The 17306-nt window shown below is 69.0% G+C and carries 13 protein-coding genes; 4 read left to right on the top strand and 9 right to left on the bottom strand.

What is annotated here, in order from left to right:
- Positions 1 to 16: 16 nt before the first annotated feature.
- Positions 17 to 823: an IclR family transcriptional regulator gene (locus ABZ477_RS10840; RefSeq protein ID WP_360132218.1), complete on the top strand. Its 807-nt coding sequence runs from the start codon at positions 17 to 19 to the stop codon at positions 821 to 823.
- 19 nt (positions 824 to 842) lie between these two features.
- Here the strand turns inward: ABZ477_RS10840 and ABZ477_RS10835 are convergent, their stop codons facing one another.
- The 3 genes from ABZ477_RS10835 to ABZ477_RS10825 are packed head-to-tail and all read right to left on the bottom strand — an operon-like array spanning position 843 to position 4451.
- Positions 843 to 3101: a family 78 glycoside hydrolase catalytic domain gene (locus tag ABZ477_RS10835; protein WP_360132215.1), complete on the bottom strand. Its 2259-nt coding sequence runs from the start codon at positions 3099 to 3101 to the stop codon at positions 843 to 845.
- 30 nt (positions 3102 to 3131) lie between these two features.
- A complete protein-coding gene (locus tag ABZ477_RS10830) occupies positions 3132 to 3902 on the bottom strand; it encodes an alpha/beta hydrolase (protein ID WP_360132212.1) in 771 nt (256 codons plus the stop codon).
- A gap of 3 nt (positions 3903 to 3905) precedes the next feature.
- Positions 3906 to 4451, bottom strand: a complete 546-nt coding sequence (locus tag ABZ477_RS10825) for a quercetin 2,3-dioxygenase (protein ID WP_360132209.1) — start codon at positions 4449 to 4451, stop codon at positions 3906 to 3908.
- A gap of 152 nt (positions 4452 to 4603) precedes the next feature.
- On the opposite strand from ABZ477_RS10825, the gene ABZ477_RS10820 reads away from it, so the two are divergent.
- The gene (locus ABZ477_RS10820) at positions 4604 to 5515 is read left to right on the top strand and encodes a LysR family transcriptional regulator (protein WP_360132205.1); all 912 of its coding nucleotides are present in this window, start codon (positions 4604 to 4606) and stop codon (positions 5513 to 5515) included.
- A 10-nt stretch (positions 5516 to 5525) separates the two neighbouring features.
- On the opposite strand, the gene ABZ477_RS10815 is transcribed toward ABZ477_RS10820, so the two are convergent.
- From ABZ477_RS10815 to ABZ477_RS10800, 4 genes are read right to left on the bottom strand one after another with little or no spacing between them, the layout of a single operon-like run.
- Positions 5526 to 6374 carry an ATP-binding cassette domain-containing protein gene (locus ABZ477_RS10815; protein ID WP_360132202.1) on the bottom strand — a complete coding sequence of 283 codons (849 nt, stop codon included), beginning with the start codon at positions 6372 to 6374 and terminating at the stop codon, positions 5526 to 5528.
- A complete protein-coding gene (locus ABZ477_RS10810; protein WP_360132199.1) occupies positions 6371 to 8542 on the bottom strand; it encodes a dipeptide/oligopeptide/nickel ABC transporter permease/ATP-binding protein in 2172 nt (723 codons plus the stop codon). The genes ABZ477_RS10815 and ABZ477_RS10810 overlap by 4 nt, the downstream gene beginning before the upstream one ends.
- Positions 8539 to 9480: an ABC transporter permease gene (locus tag ABZ477_RS10805; RefSeq protein WP_360132196.1), complete on the bottom strand. Its 942-nt coding sequence runs from the start codon at positions 9478 to 9480 to the stop codon at positions 8539 to 8541. Before ABZ477_RS10805 ends, ABZ477_RS10810 begins: the two co-directional genes overlap by 4 nt.
- 54 nt (positions 9481 to 9534) lie before the next feature.
- Complete coding sequence (locus ABZ477_RS10800; protein ID WP_360132193.1) at positions 9535 to 11106, bottom strand: ABC transporter substrate-binding protein; 1572 nt, start codon at positions 11104 to 11106, stop codon at positions 9535 to 9537.
- A 232-nt stretch (positions 11107 to 11338) separates the two neighbouring features.
- Between ABZ477_RS10800 and ABZ477_RS10795 the strand changes: the two genes are divergently transcribed.
- Positions 11339 to 12571: a family 1 glycosylhydrolase gene (locus tag ABZ477_RS10795; protein ID WP_360132190.1), complete on the top strand. Its 1233-nt coding sequence runs from the start codon at positions 11339 to 11341 to the stop codon at positions 12569 to 12571.
- Between the two features lie 160 nt (positions 12572 to 12731).
- Here ABZ477_RS10795 and ABZ477_RS10790 read toward each other — a convergent pair whose 3' ends face one another.
- Positions 12732 to 14618 carry a tachylectin-related carbohydrate-binding protein gene (locus ABZ477_RS10790; protein ID WP_360132187.1) on the bottom strand — a complete coding sequence of 629 codons (1887 nt, stop codon included), beginning with the start codon at positions 14616 to 14618 and terminating at the stop codon, positions 12732 to 12734.
- A gap of 226 nt (positions 14619 to 14844) precedes the next feature.
- On the opposite strand from ABZ477_RS10790, the gene ABZ477_RS10785 reads away from it, so the two are divergent.
- Positions 14845 to 15702 carry an aldo/keto reductase gene (locus ABZ477_RS10785; RefSeq protein ID WP_360132184.1) on the top strand — a complete coding sequence of 286 codons (858 nt, stop codon included), beginning with the start codon at positions 14845 to 14847 and terminating at the stop codon, positions 15700 to 15702.
- 45 nt (positions 15703 to 15747) lie between these two features.
- On the opposite strand, the gene ABZ477_RS10780 is transcribed toward ABZ477_RS10785, so the two are convergent.
- A complete protein-coding gene (locus ABZ477_RS10780; RefSeq protein WP_360132181.1) occupies positions 15748 to 16704 on the bottom strand; it encodes a serine hydrolase domain-containing protein in 957 nt (318 codons plus the stop codon).
- Between the last annotated feature and the right edge of the window lie 602 nt (positions 16705 to 17306).

The following is a 17306-nucleotide window of genomic DNA, read 5'->3' as shown; positions in this document are numbered from 1 at the left end:
GATACGGTTTCGCACCATGAAAGCCACAGCGGATGCTGCGCCCGACGACGGCAAGTCGGGCAACCGTTACCGCATCGAGGCGCTCGCGAAGGGGCTGGACGTCCTGCGGCTCTTCGACGAGACGACGACGAGCCTCAAGCTCCGCGAGATCTGCGACCGCACGGGCATCCCGATGCCGACGGCGTTCCGGGTCGTCGCGACGCTCGAGGAGGAGGGCTTCCTCGAGCGGCAGGCCGACGGCGGCATCCAACCCGGCGTCGCGGTCCTGACCCTCGGCTCCGCCGCGCTGCGTGGCTCGAGCCTCGTCCAGCTCAGCGAGCAGCCGCTGCGGCACCTCGCCGAGGCGACGGGTGAGACCGTCAACCTGGGCGTCCTGCGCGGCGACGAGGTGCTCTATCTCGCGCGGGTGCGCAACCAGGACCTCGTGACCGCGAACATCCAGGTCGGCTCGACCCTGCCCGCCCCCTACACGTCGATGGGCAAGCTGCTGCTGGCCTACCTGTCGCCCGACGAGTTGCGCGCGGCGCTTGCCAACCACGTGTTCCGGACGGATGCCGGCCCCAACGCCGCTCGCTCGATCGAAGACCTCGAGAAGCGGCTCGCCCCGATCCGCGAGCAGGGCTATGCGCTGCAGGACGAGGAGGTCGCCGCCGGCCTCCGATCGGTCTCGGTGCCGGTGTTCGGGCGCGAGGCCAAGCCTGCCGCGGCCGTCAACATCGCCGTGGCGACACAGCGTCACGATCTCGACTCGCTCCGCGGACCGCTGCTGGACCGCCTCCGCGCCACCGCGGAGGACATCTCCGTGAGGCTGCGCTCGGCCTGACGCCCGGTTCGCGACAGCATCACACCGCCGCCGTCTCCACCGCCCGGAGGTGGGTCCCGTGGCCGAGCGTCTCCTCGGACGCGCCAGGCAGTCGGAGCACGGCCTCCGCTCCGTGCGGCACCACGATCTCGACGGTCAGCACATCGCCATCCTGGCGCCATGCGATCGCCGCGCGGCCGTACGGAGTCTCGAGCGAGGCGTCGGCCCACGTGATGCCGCCGCCCGGCTGCGGCGCGAAGAGAATGCGCCGGTAGCCGGGCTCGAAGGCGGCGATGCCGGCGACCGTGCGGTGCATCCAGTCCGCGACGGCGCCGAAGGCGTAGTGGTTGAAGCTCGTCATCTCGCCCGGGTTGATGCTGCCGTCGGGAAGCATCGAATCCCAGCGCTCCCAGATCGTCGTGGCACCCATCGTGACGGCGTAGAGCCACGACGGAGCCTCCTTCTGCAGGAGAAGGGCGTAGGCATCGTCGAGGTGACCGGTCGCGGTGAGGGCGTCGCAGACGAACGGCGTGCCGGCGAAGCCCGTGCTGATGCGGTGGCCCGCGCCCCGCACGAGCTCCGCGAGCCGATCCCCCGCCCGCTGCACGTCGCCCGGCTCGAGGAGTCCGAATACGATCGCAAGGGCGTAGGCGGTGGCGCTGTCGCTCTCGACCCGGCCGTCGCGCACATAGCGCGCGCGGAATCCTGCACCGATGCGGTCGCGCAGTGCGCCGAACTCTGCCGCATCCGCCGCTTCCCCGAGCGCCACTGCGGCCTCGGTCATGAACGTGGCGGATCGGAATGCAGCTGCTGTCGCAACGATGGGCGCGGGCGCCTTGGACTTGCCGGGGTCGTGGACGGGGGCATCCGGATCGAGCCAGTCGCCGAACTGGAACCCGGAGTCCCAGACGCCGTCCGCGGCGAGGTCGCCGGCGACGCTGCGCATGTGCGCGGTCATCAGGGCGTAGGCGTCGCGAAGCGTCTGCTTGTGGCCGTACGCGCGCCAGAGCGCCCACGGCACCCAGACGGCGGCATCGCCCCAGACCGCGGTCGCTCCCGGCTCGGGGAAGCCGGTGTCGAGGTGCTTCATGACGTTCGGCACGACCACAGGGACGGTTGCCTTGGGTGTTCCCTGGCGTTCGAGCTCGGCATCCACGAGCCAGTCCGCGAGGAACGACTCGACATCGCCCAGGTACGCGGCGGTCTCGATGAAGACGGCGAGGTCGCCCGTCCAGCCGAGCCGCTCGTCGCGCTGCGGGCAGTCGGTCGGCACGCTGAGGAAGTTGCCGCGCATGCCCCACACGACGTTGCGGTGCAGCTGATCGAGCAGCTCGTCGGAGCACGCGAAGGTGCCGGTCGGGCGGATGTCGGTGCCCACGACGACGGCGGTGAGCGCAGCGGGGTCGAGCTGGCCGGGCCACCCGGTGACCTCGACATAGCGGAACCCGTGGAACGTCAGGGTCGGCTCGAGCACGTCGTCGCCCCCGCCCAGGATGAAGCGGTCGGTCGCCTCGGCCCGCCGGAGGGGACGGATGCCGAGCTCGCCGTCTTCGAGCACCTCGGCGTGCTTGAGCACGATCTCTGTTCCGCGGGGGCCTGTGACGGCGACGCGGACGAATCCCACGAGGTTCTGGCCGAAGTCGACGAGCGTCTTCCCGGATGGGGACGTCCAGACGCGCTCGACTACGCGCTCGGAGAGCCTGCGGACGGGCGGAGACGTACGCGAAACCAGGGTTCCGTTGTATTGGACGATGCGGACGGAATCCCAGCCGCTCTCGTCGAATCCCGAGAGGAGCCATCGGTCGTCGCGGAGTCGCGCATCTATCGTCTCGCCGTTGTAGAGATCGTCGGCCCGGACGTCGCTCGTGCCGGCTCGCCAGCCGTCGTCGGTCACGACCCGCTGGACGTGCCCATCGGCGAAGCGGATCTCGAGCTCGGCGTAGGCAGCGCGCTCGTCGCCGTATACGGCGCGCTGCCCGGTGAACCCGAGGAACCCGCGGTACCAGCCGTTGCCCAGCCTCAGGCCGATGGCGTTGCGGGTCGCGATCGCGGCGGTGACATCGTGCTCGATGAGACGCAGGCGCCACTCGTAGCTCGTCCAGCCAGGGGCGAGGAGCTCGTCGGACGAGGGGATGCCGTTGATCCACGCCTCGACGACTCCCAGCGCGCTGACGCGCAGCGTGGCGCTCTGGACGTCACCGTGTCCGAGTTCGAGGGCGAACTCTCGACGCAGCAGCGGCGCGGCCTCGGTCGGCTGCTCGGGGGCGATGAACTGTGCGAGGGCAGGCGTCTGGCCCATTGCGTGCTCCTGTGGGTCGGATGTGTGAAGTCAAGCGGTCGCGCGCCGGCAGAACGCGATCGCGCGGTCGAAGAGCAGCGCTGTGTCCTCGACGTCCTGCCAGAAGTGACCGCCGCCCGGGACGGCGTCGAACTCGACGTCCGCGCCGACCGTGGTCAGAGCGGCGGCGAGCGCCTCGCTCTGCACGAAGGGCACGAGCTCGTCGGCAGTGCCGTGCGCTATGTGAAACGGTGGTGCGCCCGGGTGCGCTTGAAGTGCGGGACTGGCGGCGCGGGCCGCATCCGGGAATGAGGCCGCCGGCCCGCCGATCCACCGCGCTTCGCGGGTGTCCTCCGGCCGCTCACCCGTGTCCAGTTCGGCGAGCGTGAAGAGATCGGCGGGGCCGAACCAGTCGACGACCCCCGCGATGTCGTCGCGCCGCAGGCCCGTAAGGGCGGCGAGGGTCGCGCCCGCCGAGACTCCCCACAGCACGGGGCGGACAGCATCCACCCCGTAGTCGGACGCATGGGTGCGCAGCCACGCGAGCGCTGCGTCGACGTCGTCGAGCTGCGCGGGGAAGCGCGCCTCACCGCTCAGGCGGTACTCGCACGACGCGACGGCGAAGCCGGCCGCGACGATGCGGTCGAACGACTGCGCCGCGCTGATCCCCGGCGTGAAGGTCCTGCGGCTGCCGCGCAGCCATCCCCCGCCGTGCAGGAACACGACGAGGGGGGCCGCTTCGGCGTCCGGCGTCCGCAGGTCGAGCGACAGCGGCCGGAAGCCTTCGGGCTGGGCGAAGTCGATCTCGAGGATCGAAGCCATCGGTCAGTCGCGGAACTGGAACTCGGGCATGAAGACCGTCGCGTACTTCTCGCCCGCCGCGCGCAGCACCGAGAAGTCCGGCACATACACACCCTGGGGTTCGGTCGCCTCGGTCTTCTGGCCGATCGCGTGGAAGAACCGCTCGAAGCCTGCGGTGCCCGCCCCGAAGACGGTGGTGGTGTTCTCGATCTGGAACGCGTGCACGATGCCGGCCGGCACGTACGCGAAGTCGCCCGTCGTCAGCGTCGTCTTCGAGTGGTAATCGGCCCGGTCGTCCATCCACACGCTGATCTCGCCGTCGACGACGTAGAAGATCTCGTGCGTCCTGAGGTGGATGTGGGCGGGGATCCGCTGCCCGCGCGGCGCCTTCATGGTCCAGGCTCCGTACTGGTCGTCCGTCTCGTCGCCGGTCAGCAGGATCTCGAACAGCTGGTCGAAGACGAGGGACTTCTCACCCTCGCCGTTGCCGAGGATGAAGGGCTTAGGCGCGGCGGGAAGGATGCCGGCGAAAGGGACCTTGTCGGGATCGTCAGCGGGGAAAACGGTCATGTCTACCTCCATGTGGACACTCCTGCCGTTAGGCAGAGGGAATCGTCGGCTCATTCCGGGGTGATTCCGCTTGCACCAGTCTTCGGGTCGGCCGCGGGGAAATGAAGTTCGAGATCCCTACTCTTCGTTAGTCGCAGGCTAAGATCGGCCGCATGGATGTCCCGATCCACGTCATCCGGTATTTCTGCGTGCTCGCCGAGGAGCTCCACTTCGGCAGAGCGGCCGAGCGCCTGAGCATCACGCCGCCGTCCCTGAGCCAGCAGATCAGCCGCCTCGAGCAGCAGCTGGGTGTCAAGCTGTTCGATCGCAGCCCGCGCAAGGTCGAGCTCACCGGCCATGGCCGCGATCTGCTGCCGCTTGCCCGGCGCGTACAGGACGACCACGAGCAGATCCTCGCGTGGGCGCGTGCCGTGCGCCGCGATCAGCGCACTCCCCTGCTCCGCGTCGGGGTCGTCGCCGCCGGTGCCGGAGCGCTCACGACCGCCGCCATCGCCGCGACGATGCAGGCGATCCCGCAGGCGCGGATCGAGATGCGCCGGCTGGGCTTCTTCGATGTCGCCGCCGAGCTGGAGGCGGGTCGGGTCGATGTCGTGTTCGCACCCTCGCCCATGGTGCTCCCGCCGCGCATCCGCGTCGAGCCGCTGTGGCGCGAACCGCGCGTGCTCGTCGTGCCGGGCGACCACGCGCTCGCGCAACGCGAGTCCGTCACCATCGTCGAGACGAACAGCGAGGTCTTCGTCGCGGTGGCGGGCGGCGTTCCCGAGGTGGTGAACTGGTGGATCGTCGACCCTCGCCCAGATGGCACACGACCTCGCCGCGGCCCGACGGCTGACAGTGTCGACGGCCTCTTCGAGCTCGTCGCGGCGGGAGCGGGGGTCAACATCGCGGGGCAGTCGGCATCGCGTCAGTATCGGCGGGATGAGCTGGCCTTCGTGCCGATCACCGACATCGAACCCGCGACCATCGTGCTGTGCAGCCTGAGCGACTCGCCCAACCCCATGGTCAGAACATTCCGGGAGACGGCGCAGGAGCTGTCGCCGCTCATCGGCGCGACACTGCACTGAGTCCCCGGGCTCAGCCGACGGGGGCCTTCGCCTCCGCGCGCAGGACGCGCCACGCCTCACGACGACGGGCCTGCTCGTCGGGGTCGGGCACCGGCGAGGCCGCCATGAGCACCCGCGTGTAGGCGCTCTGCGGATTTCGGATGATGTCAGCCGTCGGCCCCTGCTCCATGACGCGACCGCGGTAGAGCACGACGACTCGCTGCGCGAGGAACTCCACGACTGCCATGTCGTGCGCGATGAAGAGGTATCCGAGGTCGGTGCCGGCGCGAAGCTCGGCGAGCAGATTGAGCACCTGTGCCTGGGTCGACAGATCGAGCGCGCTCACGGCCTCGTCGCACACGACGAGCCGCGGGTCGGTTACGAGCGCCCGCGCGATCGCGATGCGTTGGCGCTGGCCGCCGGAGAACTGACGGGGGTAGCGGTCGAACGAACCCGCGGGCAGTCCCACCGCGGCGAGCGCGTCGTTCGCACGACGCACCTGCTCGTGCCGTGCCACGCCGGCGACCCGGAGAGGCTCGGTGAGAGCATCTCCGATGACGCGACGCGGATTGAGCGATGAGAACGGGTCCTGGAAGACGGCGCGCAGGTCCCCCTGCAATCGGCGACGCTCGGCGATGCTCGCGCGCGTGATGTCGTGACCCTGGAAGAGGATCTGCCCGCTCGTCACGGGCACGAGTCCGAGAATCGCGCGGCCGATCGTGGTCTTGCCCGACCCCGACTCGCCGACCAGGCCGAGGGTCTCGCCGCGGCCGATCGTGAAGGACACGTCCTCGACGGCCGGCGCCGAATTCTTGCCGTACCGGATGACGAGATCGCGCACTTCGAGCAGCGGCGTCTCGACCGCCTGCAGACCGCTCATCGTTCTCCTCCCACTGTGGCGGGCAGGCGCCACTCCTCTTGACGGCCGCGCACCTCGTCGCGGCGCACGCAGCGCACTCCCCCGTCACCCTCGGCGCGGGGCTCGAGCGGCACCGTGACGAGGCATTGGTCGCGGGCGAAGCGGCAGCGCTGGGCGAACCGGCATCCCGTCGTCCAGGAACCGGGCAGGGGCACCTGGCCGGGGATCGACGCGAGGCGAGTCGTGCCCTCGAGGTCGAGGATCGCGTGCGGGTCGGCGGACAGGAGCGCCATCGTATAGGGGTGCTCGGGGCGCAGCAGCACGTCGCGGACCGAACCGGTCTCGACGATCTCGCCCGCGTACATGACCGACACGTCGTCGCAGATGTCCGCCACGACGCCGAGGTCGTGCGTCACGATGATGATCGCCATGTCGCGCTCGGCGACGAGCCCGCGCAGCAGTGCGAGGATCTCGGCCTGGATGGTGACGTCGAGCGCGGTCGTCGGCTCATCGGCGACGAGCAGACTCGGCGTGCCGCTCAGCGCGAGCGCGATCGCGACGCGCTGGGCCATGCCGCCGGAGACCTGGTGCGGGTAGCTCTTGAGGACGCGCGGCGGGTCGACGATGCCGACGTCGGTCAGCAGCTGAGTCGCGATCCGCTTGGCCTCGGCGCCGCCGACGTGACGCAGCCGCTTGATCGCGGCCGTGAGCTGCCACCCGATCGTGAACATCGGGTCGAGGGCTCGTGTGGGCTCCTGCGAGATGAACGCGATCTCGTGGCCGCGGACCTTCTGCAGCGTCTTTTCGTCGGCGCGGGCGAGGTCGACGCCGTGCCACGCGATCCGGCCGGAGCGCACCGAGAGGCCCGGCGCGAGCAGTCCGAGCAGTGAGTACGACGTGACGCTCTTGCCGCAGCCCGACTCGCCGACCAGCCCCATGACGCGCCCGGGCCGGACCCGCATAGAGACGCCGGTCACGAGGGCGGGCCCGCCGTCGACGCCGATCACGAGGTCCTCCACGACGAGTCCGCGGCCGTCGTCGGTGAGCCGTTCACGGCTCGTCGACGCGCCGGCGAGGGCGGCGCCCGACGTCGGCTCCGCGACGCCGTCGTCCTTCAGCCCGGCCACGGCGACGACGTCGACGGACGCCTCGGCGGCACGCAGGGGGTCGATGTTGGAGCCGGGGTACGAGGCATCCCCGATCATCGTCATGGACTCCGGCGACGGCTCGTCGATGCCACCCGCGATGGGGAGGTCGTCGGCGACCGCGGCTGCCGCGACCGCTGTGGCAGGCTCGCGCCGCTTGCGTCGACGCAGGGCGACGAGCGGCGGCGGAACGGCGTTACCACCGGCCAGGACGTCGGCGAGGGTGTTCGCTGCGATGAGGGTCAACGCGAGGATGCCGCCGGTCGGAATCATCATCCAGGGCTGCTGGAAGATGAAGCGCGATGCCGTCTGGATCATGCCGCCCCAGGTCGGCTCGGGCGGCTGCGGGCCCAGGCCGATGAAGGCGAGGGCGGCCTGCATGCCGATACCGACGCCGAAGAGCAGGACGAACTGCACGATGACGGTCGTCGACATGTTCGGAAGGACGTGACGGATGCTGGCGCGCATGGGTCGCACTCCGTCGATCGCCGCCGCCTCGACGTAGAGCTGCGTGTGCAGCGACTTGGACTGGCCGAAGAATATCTTGTACATCGCACCGAACAGCAGCAGGCCGAACGCCGCCATGACGAGCGGCATGTTCGTGCCGACCGCCGCGATGAAGGCCAGGATGATGACGGTTCCGGGGAGGGACAGCACGATCTCGGCGACCTGGTTCATGGCGCCTTCGCCGCGGCGGCTGCGCGAGGCCCACAGCGTGATCGGGATCGTCACGAGAACGGCGACGATCGGCACGATGAGCCCGATGAAGATCGTCGGTGCGGCGGCCGTCACGAGGCGGGAGAGGATGTCGCGGCCGACCTCGTCGGTGCCGAGGATGTGGGCGAGCGACGGGCCCTGCAGCACCGCAGTCAAATCCTGCTCGAGTGGGCCGTAGCGCAGCCACAGCGGCGACGTCAGCGAGGCCAGGACGAGGCCGACGAGCCACACGATGGAGACGACGGCGGCCGGCGACCGGAGCACGCGCAGGCGCAGCTTCCGCGGGGCGCGGCGCGGCTGGACGATCGAGGTGGTGGAGACGGTCATGAGGCACGCAGCTTCGGGTCAAGGGTCCGGTTGAGCAGCTCGAGGGCGATGTTGACGAGCACGACGACGACGGTCGCGACGAGGACGAGCGCCTGCACGAACGGGAGGTCGGCCGAGCCGACGGCGCCCTGCATCGCCTGGCCGATGCCGGGGAGGGCGAAGAGGACTTCGATGACGACGGAGCCGCTGAACAGGACGATGAACTGGATGCCGACGCTCGCGAGGATCGGCAGGCTCGCGCCGCGCAGGGCGTGGACGTAGACGATCCGGTTGGTCGGCGTCCCCACGGCGCGCAGGGTGCGGATGTGCTCCTGCGCGAGCGACTCCGACATCGACGCGCGCGTCTGCCGAGCGATGCCGGCCGCCGACGTGATGGCGATGGTGAGGACGGGCAGCACGAGCGACCGGGCCCACGCCTGCGGGTCGGTCGCGAACGGCACGAAGCCTGTCGCGGGCAGCATCCGCAGCTGCACCGCGAACACGTAGACGAGCAGGACGCCGACCCAGAAGGCCGGGACGGAAAGCAGGACGCCGGAGGTTGCGGTGATGATGCGGTCGGCCACCCCGCGGCGCACTGCCGCGACGACGCCCATCACGATGCCGACGACGGCGCTCACGAGCGTGCCGAACACGGCGAGCGCCGCAGTGACGGGCAGCCGCTTGGCGATGTCGGGGCCGATGGGACGTCCGTCGATGAGCGAGACGCCGAGGTTGCCCTGGAGCACCTGGCCGACCCAGTTCACATACTGGACGATCCACGGGTCGTACCAGCCGATCTCCTCGTTGTACGCCGCGACCTGCTCGGGCGTCGCCGAATTGCCCAGCGCGACGCCGCCGGGGGTCGAGCCGGACAGATGCACGAGGATGAACGCGACCGCCGTCGCCACGACGAGTGTCAGCAGCGCGAATGCGACGCGCTTGACGATGAAGAGGACCATCTCTCACCTCCTGTGCGCGGTGCCGACCCGGGGGTCGGCACCGCGCAGCTCGGATCAGGACGCAGGCTGGAGCGAGGCGAGGAGCGGGAACGAGTCCGCACCCGGGAACGTCGGCTCTTGGACCTTGCTCTCGTTGTAGCCCCAGGGCGAGAGCTGCTCGAACAGGGGCAGGAGCCAGCCGTCCTGGACGATCGCCGTATTGAGGTCGGTGAGAGCCGTGGCCTGTGCGTCGGGGTCGCCTGCTGCGGCGCCGTACGCGCCGGCGGCCGCCTGGATGTCGGGGTTCTCGGCGCCGTGGAAGTTCGCGAAGCCGAACAGCACGCCGAAGACGTTCCCTGCCGGGTTCGTCCAGGTCAGCGGGATGGGCCCGCCCATCGGCGTCGTCTGCACGGCGGCGAACGCCTCTTCCGTCGTCGCGGCGTTCTTGAGCGTCACGTCGACGCCGATCGCCTCCCAGTAGGGCTGGATCGCTTCGAGGTCGCGCTGGCTGCCGGCGGTGATGATGAAGTCGAACGCGAACCCGTCGGGGTAGCCCGCCTCCGCGAGCAGCTCCTTGGCCGCCTCGGGATCGTACGCGTACTCCTCTTCCAGCGCCTCGCTGTAGCCCGGGCTGTCGGCGGGCAGTGCGTTGGCAGTGGGGATCTCTCCGGGGTGGATGGCGTTGACGAACGTCTCACGATCGATCGCGATCGAGAGCGCCTTCCACACGTTCGGGTCTCCCCACTGCGGCGCAAGCGAGCCGTTCTTGTCGAACGGGATCAGGTTCTGCACCACCCCGCCGTTGGCGACGAGCCCGACGCCGGCGGACTCGACCTGCTCCTGCGTCTCGGCCGTGACATACGCGAGGTCGACCTCGCCCGATATGACGGCGTTGACGCGCGCCTGAGCGTCGAGGATCGGCCGGAACTCGTACGAGTCGAACGCGAAGTCGTCGACGCCGGCGTGGTCCTCCTTCTTCGTGAGGAGGTAGGAGTTGCCCTTGACGGTCGCGTCGTAGTCGATCGTGAGCGGTCCGGAGCCGTCGGCGGTCGCGTCGAGGCTGTCGCGGTCGGCGACGCCGGCGGGGCCGACGATGGCGCCGGCGGGGAAAGTCAGGTTCGACTCGAAGCCGGGCTGAGGCGCGGCGAAGATGAGCGTGACGGTGTCGTCGTCGACGACCGCGACATCCGTGATCTCCTGCTGGCCGCCTTCGGCGAACCCGTTGTACGCGGACAGGTCGGGGTCGCCGCGCGAGTCGAGGTTCTGCTTGACGAGGTCGGCGCTCAGGGCCGTGCCGTCGTCGAAGGTGACGCTCGTGTCCAGGTCGAGGGTCAGCTGCGTCATGTCCTCGTTGTATTCGAACGACGTCACGAGGTCGGGGGCCACCTGGCCGTTCTGATCGATGACGAACAGGGAGTCGTAGACGCCCTCGAAGAACATGCGCTGGCCCGCGCTGTAGCGGACGGGGTCGTAGCCGAGCGCGGCCTGGTCGGAGTCGAGGCCGATGACGAGCTTCGACGTGTCGGCCTGGCCGCTGGGGCTTGCGCTGCCGCCGCCGGAGCAGGCGGTCAGCGCGACGGCGGTGACGGCGAGCGCCGCGAGCGCCGCGAGCGCCGCAGCGCGGTGGGTGTGGGATCTGCGAGTCATCCTGATCTCCTGTGATCGGTGCAATGGACGGACTTCGGTGTCACGGAATCGGCGAACGGGCGGCCGATCCTCCAATCAGCGTGAAGCGGGCCGAGCGGTTTGGCCATTCGGATCTCTTCAGGGTGACGTTAGGCGCACCCTAATGAGACGTTCGAGCTTCACTTGTTCCTAGTGAAACATGCTTTCGTACAATGAACAAGTGATGCATACTGGTGCCGACGAAAGGACGATCATGGCCACCTTCCCCGACGGCTTCCTCTGGGGTGTCGCCACCGCCGGCCACCAGAACGAGGGCGACAACATCACGAGCGACACGTGGTTCCTCGAGAACGTCACGCCGACGGTGTTCAAGGAGCGCTCCGGCAAGGCGACGAACGGCTGGCAGCTGTGGGAGTCCGACCTCGACATCGTCGCCGGACTCGGTCTGAATGCCTACCGCTTCTCGGTGGAATGGGCCCGCATCGAGCCGGCGGAGGGCTCATTCGACGAGGCCGCGCTGGACCACTACGAGGCCCTCGTGGACGGATGCCTCGCCCGCGGCCTCGCCCCGATCGTGACGTTCAGTCACTTCACGTCGCCGCATTGGTTCGCCGGCCGGGGCGCATGGCTCGACCCCGAGGCACCCGCCCTGTTCGCCCGGTTCGTGGGCGCCGTCATGGACCGCTTCGGCGACCGCATCGCGTACGCCGTGACGTTCAACGAGCCCGACCTCCCCGAGATGCTGACGTGGGCCGACCTTCCTCCCTTCGTCGCGGAGCTCGAGCGCGCGACCCTCGTCGCGGCTTCCCAGGCCGCCGGAGTCGAGCGCTACCGCGCCGGGAACGTCATGACGCGAGAGGACTTCGCAGGCATGCGCGCCGGCATGACAGCAGCGCACCGGGCGGCGAAGGATGCTGTCAAGCAGCGTCGCCCCGAGCTGCCGGTCGGCCTGTCGCTCGCGATGTGCGACGACGTCGCCGCACCCGGCGGCGAGGGGATCCGTGACCGCAAGCGCGCCGAGGTCTACGACTACTGGCTTCGACTCGCTGCCGACGACGACTTCGTCGGCGTGCAGAACTATGAGCGGCTCCACTACGGTCCCGACGGCCTTCTCCCTCCGGCCGACGGTGCGGTGCTCAACGGCATGGGCACGCCGGTCGATCCGGAGTCACTCCGTGGCGCAGTCGAGTACGCGCACGCCGTGAGCGGCGTGCCCGTCTTCGTCACGGAGCACGGCGTGAGCACGCCGGATGACAGCATCCGGGCCGCTTTCATCGAGCCGTCGCTCGAAGGGCTCGCGCACGCGATCGCCGACGGCATCCCGGTGATCGGCTATTGCCACTGGACGCTCATGGACAACTTCGAGTGGATCTTCGGCTATGAGCCGAAGCTCGGGCTGTACGAGGTCGATCGCGAGACGTTCGAGCGCACCGAGAAGCCCAGCGCCGATGTGTATCGGCAGCTGGTTGCTCGGTTTCACGACTGAACGACCATGCCACGGGCACGACAGCGTCGCCCCCGGATGGGTCTCACAAGTCGAGCCACCTTCAGCTTGTGACGGCTGGCTGCTGTCGCGGGCTTCGTGTCTGCCGGCTCAGCTTGAAGTCCGCGCGAGCGGATCGCGAATGGGCTGATTGCGCCGGTCTCTAGTGCACGATCGGCCCGCCGGACGTCTCGTCGAGCTGGGCGCAGACCGAAATGAACCCGGGCATGTTGTGCGCTATTTCGACGGGTGGGCCCTCCCAGACGACGGCCGGTGGGGCTCCGAAAACCGTCGTTGGGCCCGGGTTCAGCAGCGACCCGAGTGAGCCGGGAAGCGGCGCGCTCGACGGATCGGGCCTCGGCGGGCCGAACCGCGTATGGAACAGGCGCCCGTCGCGGCCGAAGCCGTAGATTACGCCGTCCGGGCCGGGGGCGACGTCGAAGAACCCGTTCCAGCCGACCGCGATCTGCTGGGCCACATCCTGTTCCCACTCCACGGTCCCGACGAGGTAGCCCTTGTGCACTGCGCGGAACAGCGTGCCGTCCCCATCGATCGCGTAGATGACGCCCTCACCCGGGGAGAAGACCTTCACGAAGTGTCCCCAGCCCGTTCCCACCTCGTTCGGCCCGGACCAGTCACCGGCGTCGCCCCCGCCGACCCTCGCTCCGTGGTGGCGGAACCACAGCAGCCTGCCGTCAGGCGTGATGCCGTAGATGACGAACTCTCCCGTCGAGAAGACGAGCTTGAAGCTGTCCCATCCGGTGCCCACCTGCTTCGGCTGGGCGTTGTCGAGCCACGCGTCGCGCAGCCCGCTATGCCGCCCCTCATAGCCCAGCCAGATCAGCGTCCCGTCGCGCTGGATGCCGTACATCGCGGGTCCACCACCATTGAAGAAGGTGGTGAAGCCGTGGAAGCCTGTGCCGATCACGTTCGGGCCCGACCAGCTCGTGGACCCGCCCGGCCGGCTCGCCTGGTCGTTGCGATACCAGTGCAGGTCGCCGTTCTGCGCGGTGACATACAGAGTTCCGGGAGGGAAGGCCTGGCCGGTGCTGAAGGTGCCGATGAATTGCCGGCTGACGGAGCCGGTCGCCTCGACCCGGCGGAGAACCTCGGCAAGTTCATGCAGGACTTCCACGCCGGCTTGGATCTCCCAGTCGATCTCGGTATTGGGCATGCCCAGTGAGAAGGGATCGACGGTGCAGAGGACGCCGTCTTCGTCGGTCACGATGTCGAAGTTGTCGCCGCGCGCGAGATCACCGTTCATCCAGTTGCGGAACTCGTAGAAGAAGCGGCAGCTGCGGTTCTCGGCGAACTTGTTGCTCGCGATCGGCGTGCCGCGGATGCGCCACTTGATGTTCTCGGCGATGGTGGTCGGCCGGCCGGCGTCGCCATCGCGGTACTTGTCGAACTCCGGCCGAACCGAGACCGCGACCAGATGGCGGAGGATGCGCGGTCTGTCGTCGTCGAGCCGATGGGCCTGATCCGCCCTCACCACCCGCTGACGGGCCGCGAGCCATGACATCACGCCCAGCAGATAGACCGGCAGCGTCGGGACGTTCTTGAAGCGGCCGATCTCGGCATCCGGCTGACCGTTCTTCTCGACCACATCCACCCAGCGCCAGAGTTCGAAGTCGGCCCGCAGGAAGCGGTCCAGCACGACGCCGAGCTCGTTGGCGACGTCGACGGCGACATCGATGCTGCCGGGCTGGTCCTGCATGCGATTGGTCTGAAGCCTGATGTTGTCGAGCTCGGTGTTGAGCCGCGCGAGCGTCTGCCGGTTCGACTCGATCGCGAGCTCGTGCGTAAGTTCGTTGAGTCGCTGGTCGATCGAGACGATCACGACCGCGATCTTCTCGATCGATTCCTTCAGTCTGCGCAGCGCGTCCGGGACCGTCGTGTCGTTCGACATGAAATCGACCATCTCCACGACGAACGCGGCCGCCGCGATGACCGACCCGACCGTGATCCCTGGTGGACCGCCGGAGGCGAATGCCGCGACTGCGCCGAGGAGCTGCAGTCCCTTCTCGTCCAGCTTCTTCTCGTCGGCCATCGCGCACTTCCTTCCCCGGATGCGGTCAGTCCCGGATCCCTCTGGGTGGTGGCGCCATCGGCCGGCGGCTTGCGTCGAAACTGGACGCCCGTTCCACGGTATCCACGAGGGCCCGCCACGGCTACGCCAGCGCCCTCCAGGCCGAAGGGAGATGCCTGTGCCGCTGGCCGCGCGCAGAATCTAGAGTTCCAATCAGCGCCCCGTCACCGCGCGGAAGGACGATGAGATGACGACGAATGTCGCGCTCTCGAATGGACACCGGATGCCTCAGATCGGCCTCGGTGTATACCTCGTGTCGGATCCCGCCGTGTGCGAGTCGAGCGTGAAGTCGGCGCTTGGGGCGGGGTATCGGCTCGTCGACACGGCGTTCGCGTACCGCAACGAGCGGGCGGTGGGACGCGGCATCCGCGCGTCCGGCGTGCCGCGCGACGAGGTGTTCCTCACCACGAAGCTGTGGCCCTCCGACTACGGCTACGAGAAGGCCAAGGCCGCCATCGCGGGGTCGCTCGCCAGGCTCGACTGCGGGCACATCGACCTGCTGCTGCAGCACCAGCCCGTCGGCGACGTGCCGGGCGCGTGGCGGGCGATGGAGGAGGCTGTCGACGGCGGCACGGTCCGTGCCATCGGCGTGAGCAACTTCACAGTGGCCGATCTCGAGAAGCTGCTCCCGAAAGCCCGGATCGCCCCTGTCGTGGATCAGGTCGAACTGCATCCGCATTGGCAGCAGCCCGAACTGCTGCCCTACCTCGGCCGGCACGGGATCGTCGCCGAGGCCTGGTACCCCCTCGGCCACGGGTCCACGAAGCTCCTGAGCGAGCCGCCGGTGGCGGCCGCGGCATCCGCTCACGGCAAGTCCGCTGTGCAGGTGATCCTGCGCTGGCACGTCCAGCGCGGATTCGTTGCGATCCCGAAGTCGACCAACCCCGCGCACATCGCCGCGAACATCGACGTGTTCGACTTCGAACTCACCCCGGCCGAGATGGCCGGCATCGACGGGCTCGGGATGGACAGGCCCATGTTCCGGATGCCGCGGTGGCTCATGTCGGCCGTCATGCCGATGGCACGTCCCCGACCGCTGCCGTAGTTGATTCGGGCTGCCCATTGACCACCCGACGTGGGCCGGTTCGTGCTAGCCGATCCACACTGGCGCGAGTTCGTCCATGAGAGTCCTGAGATTCACTCCGTCTTGATTGCAGGCGATGACGGCAGTGGTGTGCCGGTCGGCGCTGACGCCGAAGTTCGTGTAGTGGCCGGCTCCGACGCCCTCGTGCCCCAGCGTCCCGTCGTCGGCGACCCAGAGGCCGGGACCATAGCTCCACCCATCCTCGATGGGAGCGCCGTCACTCAGCGCGTCGTCGAGCGTTTCGGCGCTCACAAGTGCCGGCACCCGCAGCTGGTCGCCCCAGCGTGCGAGCTCGGACGGTGTCATGGTGACGAAACCCGGTCCGACGACATCCCAGACGAACGGCTCGGCGACCTTGAAGTCGCCGCCCAGGGCGTCATAGCCGACCGGGTCCGACGGCACCGGCGGCCCGATCCTCGCCTCCAGCTCCAGAGGGGCGAACACGTTCTCCTGCATCCACTCCTCGAAGTGGACCCCCGTGACCTCGGCGACGATGTCGGCGAGCAGCGTGTAGTTCGTGTTCGAGTAGGACCACCTGCCCGGCGTGCCCCGGTGTGCGTGCGGGCTCGTTCGCACGAACTCCAGGATGTCTTCGTTGTTCAGTGGAGGTTCCCCGAAGACGCTCACCGGCAGGGCCAGGAAGTTCGCGATCCCCGACGTGTGGTGCATGAGGTCGTTCAGCGTCAGATCCTCCGCCCACGCCGGCAACCCGTCCAGGTGATCGGCGGGCGAATGCTCCAGCGACAACGCCCCCTGCTCGGCGAGCATCAGCACGGCCATCGCGGTGAACTGCTTCCCGACCGAGCCGATATGGATGGGCGTCGAAGTCTCCCAGTCCGCGCCGGTCTCGAGGTTCGCCACGCCTCGCGCTTGCGCCCACACGACGTCCCCGTCGATCGCGACAGCCGCGGAACATCCGGGTGCGTCGTCCGGGACCACCGCCTCGAAGAGCTCGGTGCTCACCGCCCGCTTCTCATCCAGCGGGTCCGGCGTGCACGCGGATAGGGCCATCGCCAGCGCGACCGGGACGACGAGCCAGGATCCACGCGACAGGCCAGGCACTCCGCTTCGGGCCCCTTGCGGGCAGGAGCCCGTCACCCGGACCACATGCGGCTTACTCACGCCAGACCCGCGTCACCGGCACCCCGGACATGGGACCATCGTGGCCCCACACCCGAGGACTGTCTACGCACTGCACGGGCCGGCCGTCCGGATGAAGTCGTGAGCGAGAGTCTCTCGCCCGGTCAGCGCTCGCACCGGGATCGCTGCTCACGGCCGCGGGCAGCATCCGATCGGTACGCGGATGAGGATCGCTCGCGAGCGTGCTGCGGGGTCACCAGGCTCAGGGCCGGCGTCGACGGCCGATATTGGTCAGCCACGCGAGGACCGTGAGCAACCGGCGTTCCATTCGCGTGGTCTGACTCGCGAGTGTCCAGGTGGCCGCGTTGTTCGGATCGATGACCATTGTCGGACTCCCTCCCAGGCTCAGGTGCGGATCACACGATTCCCAGCGCTTCGGCAGCGAATCTCACCACATAGGAGGGCGCGGATGTGCTGATTAGTAC

Source organism: Microbacterium sp. NPDC019599 (assembly GCF_040632175.1).
Taxonomy (GTDB): Bacteria; Actinomycetota; Actinomycetes; order Actinomycetales; family Microbacteriaceae; genus Microbacterium.
Note: the sequence above shows the minus strand (reverse complement) of the source record. Positions and strands in the feature narration are given on the sequence as shown.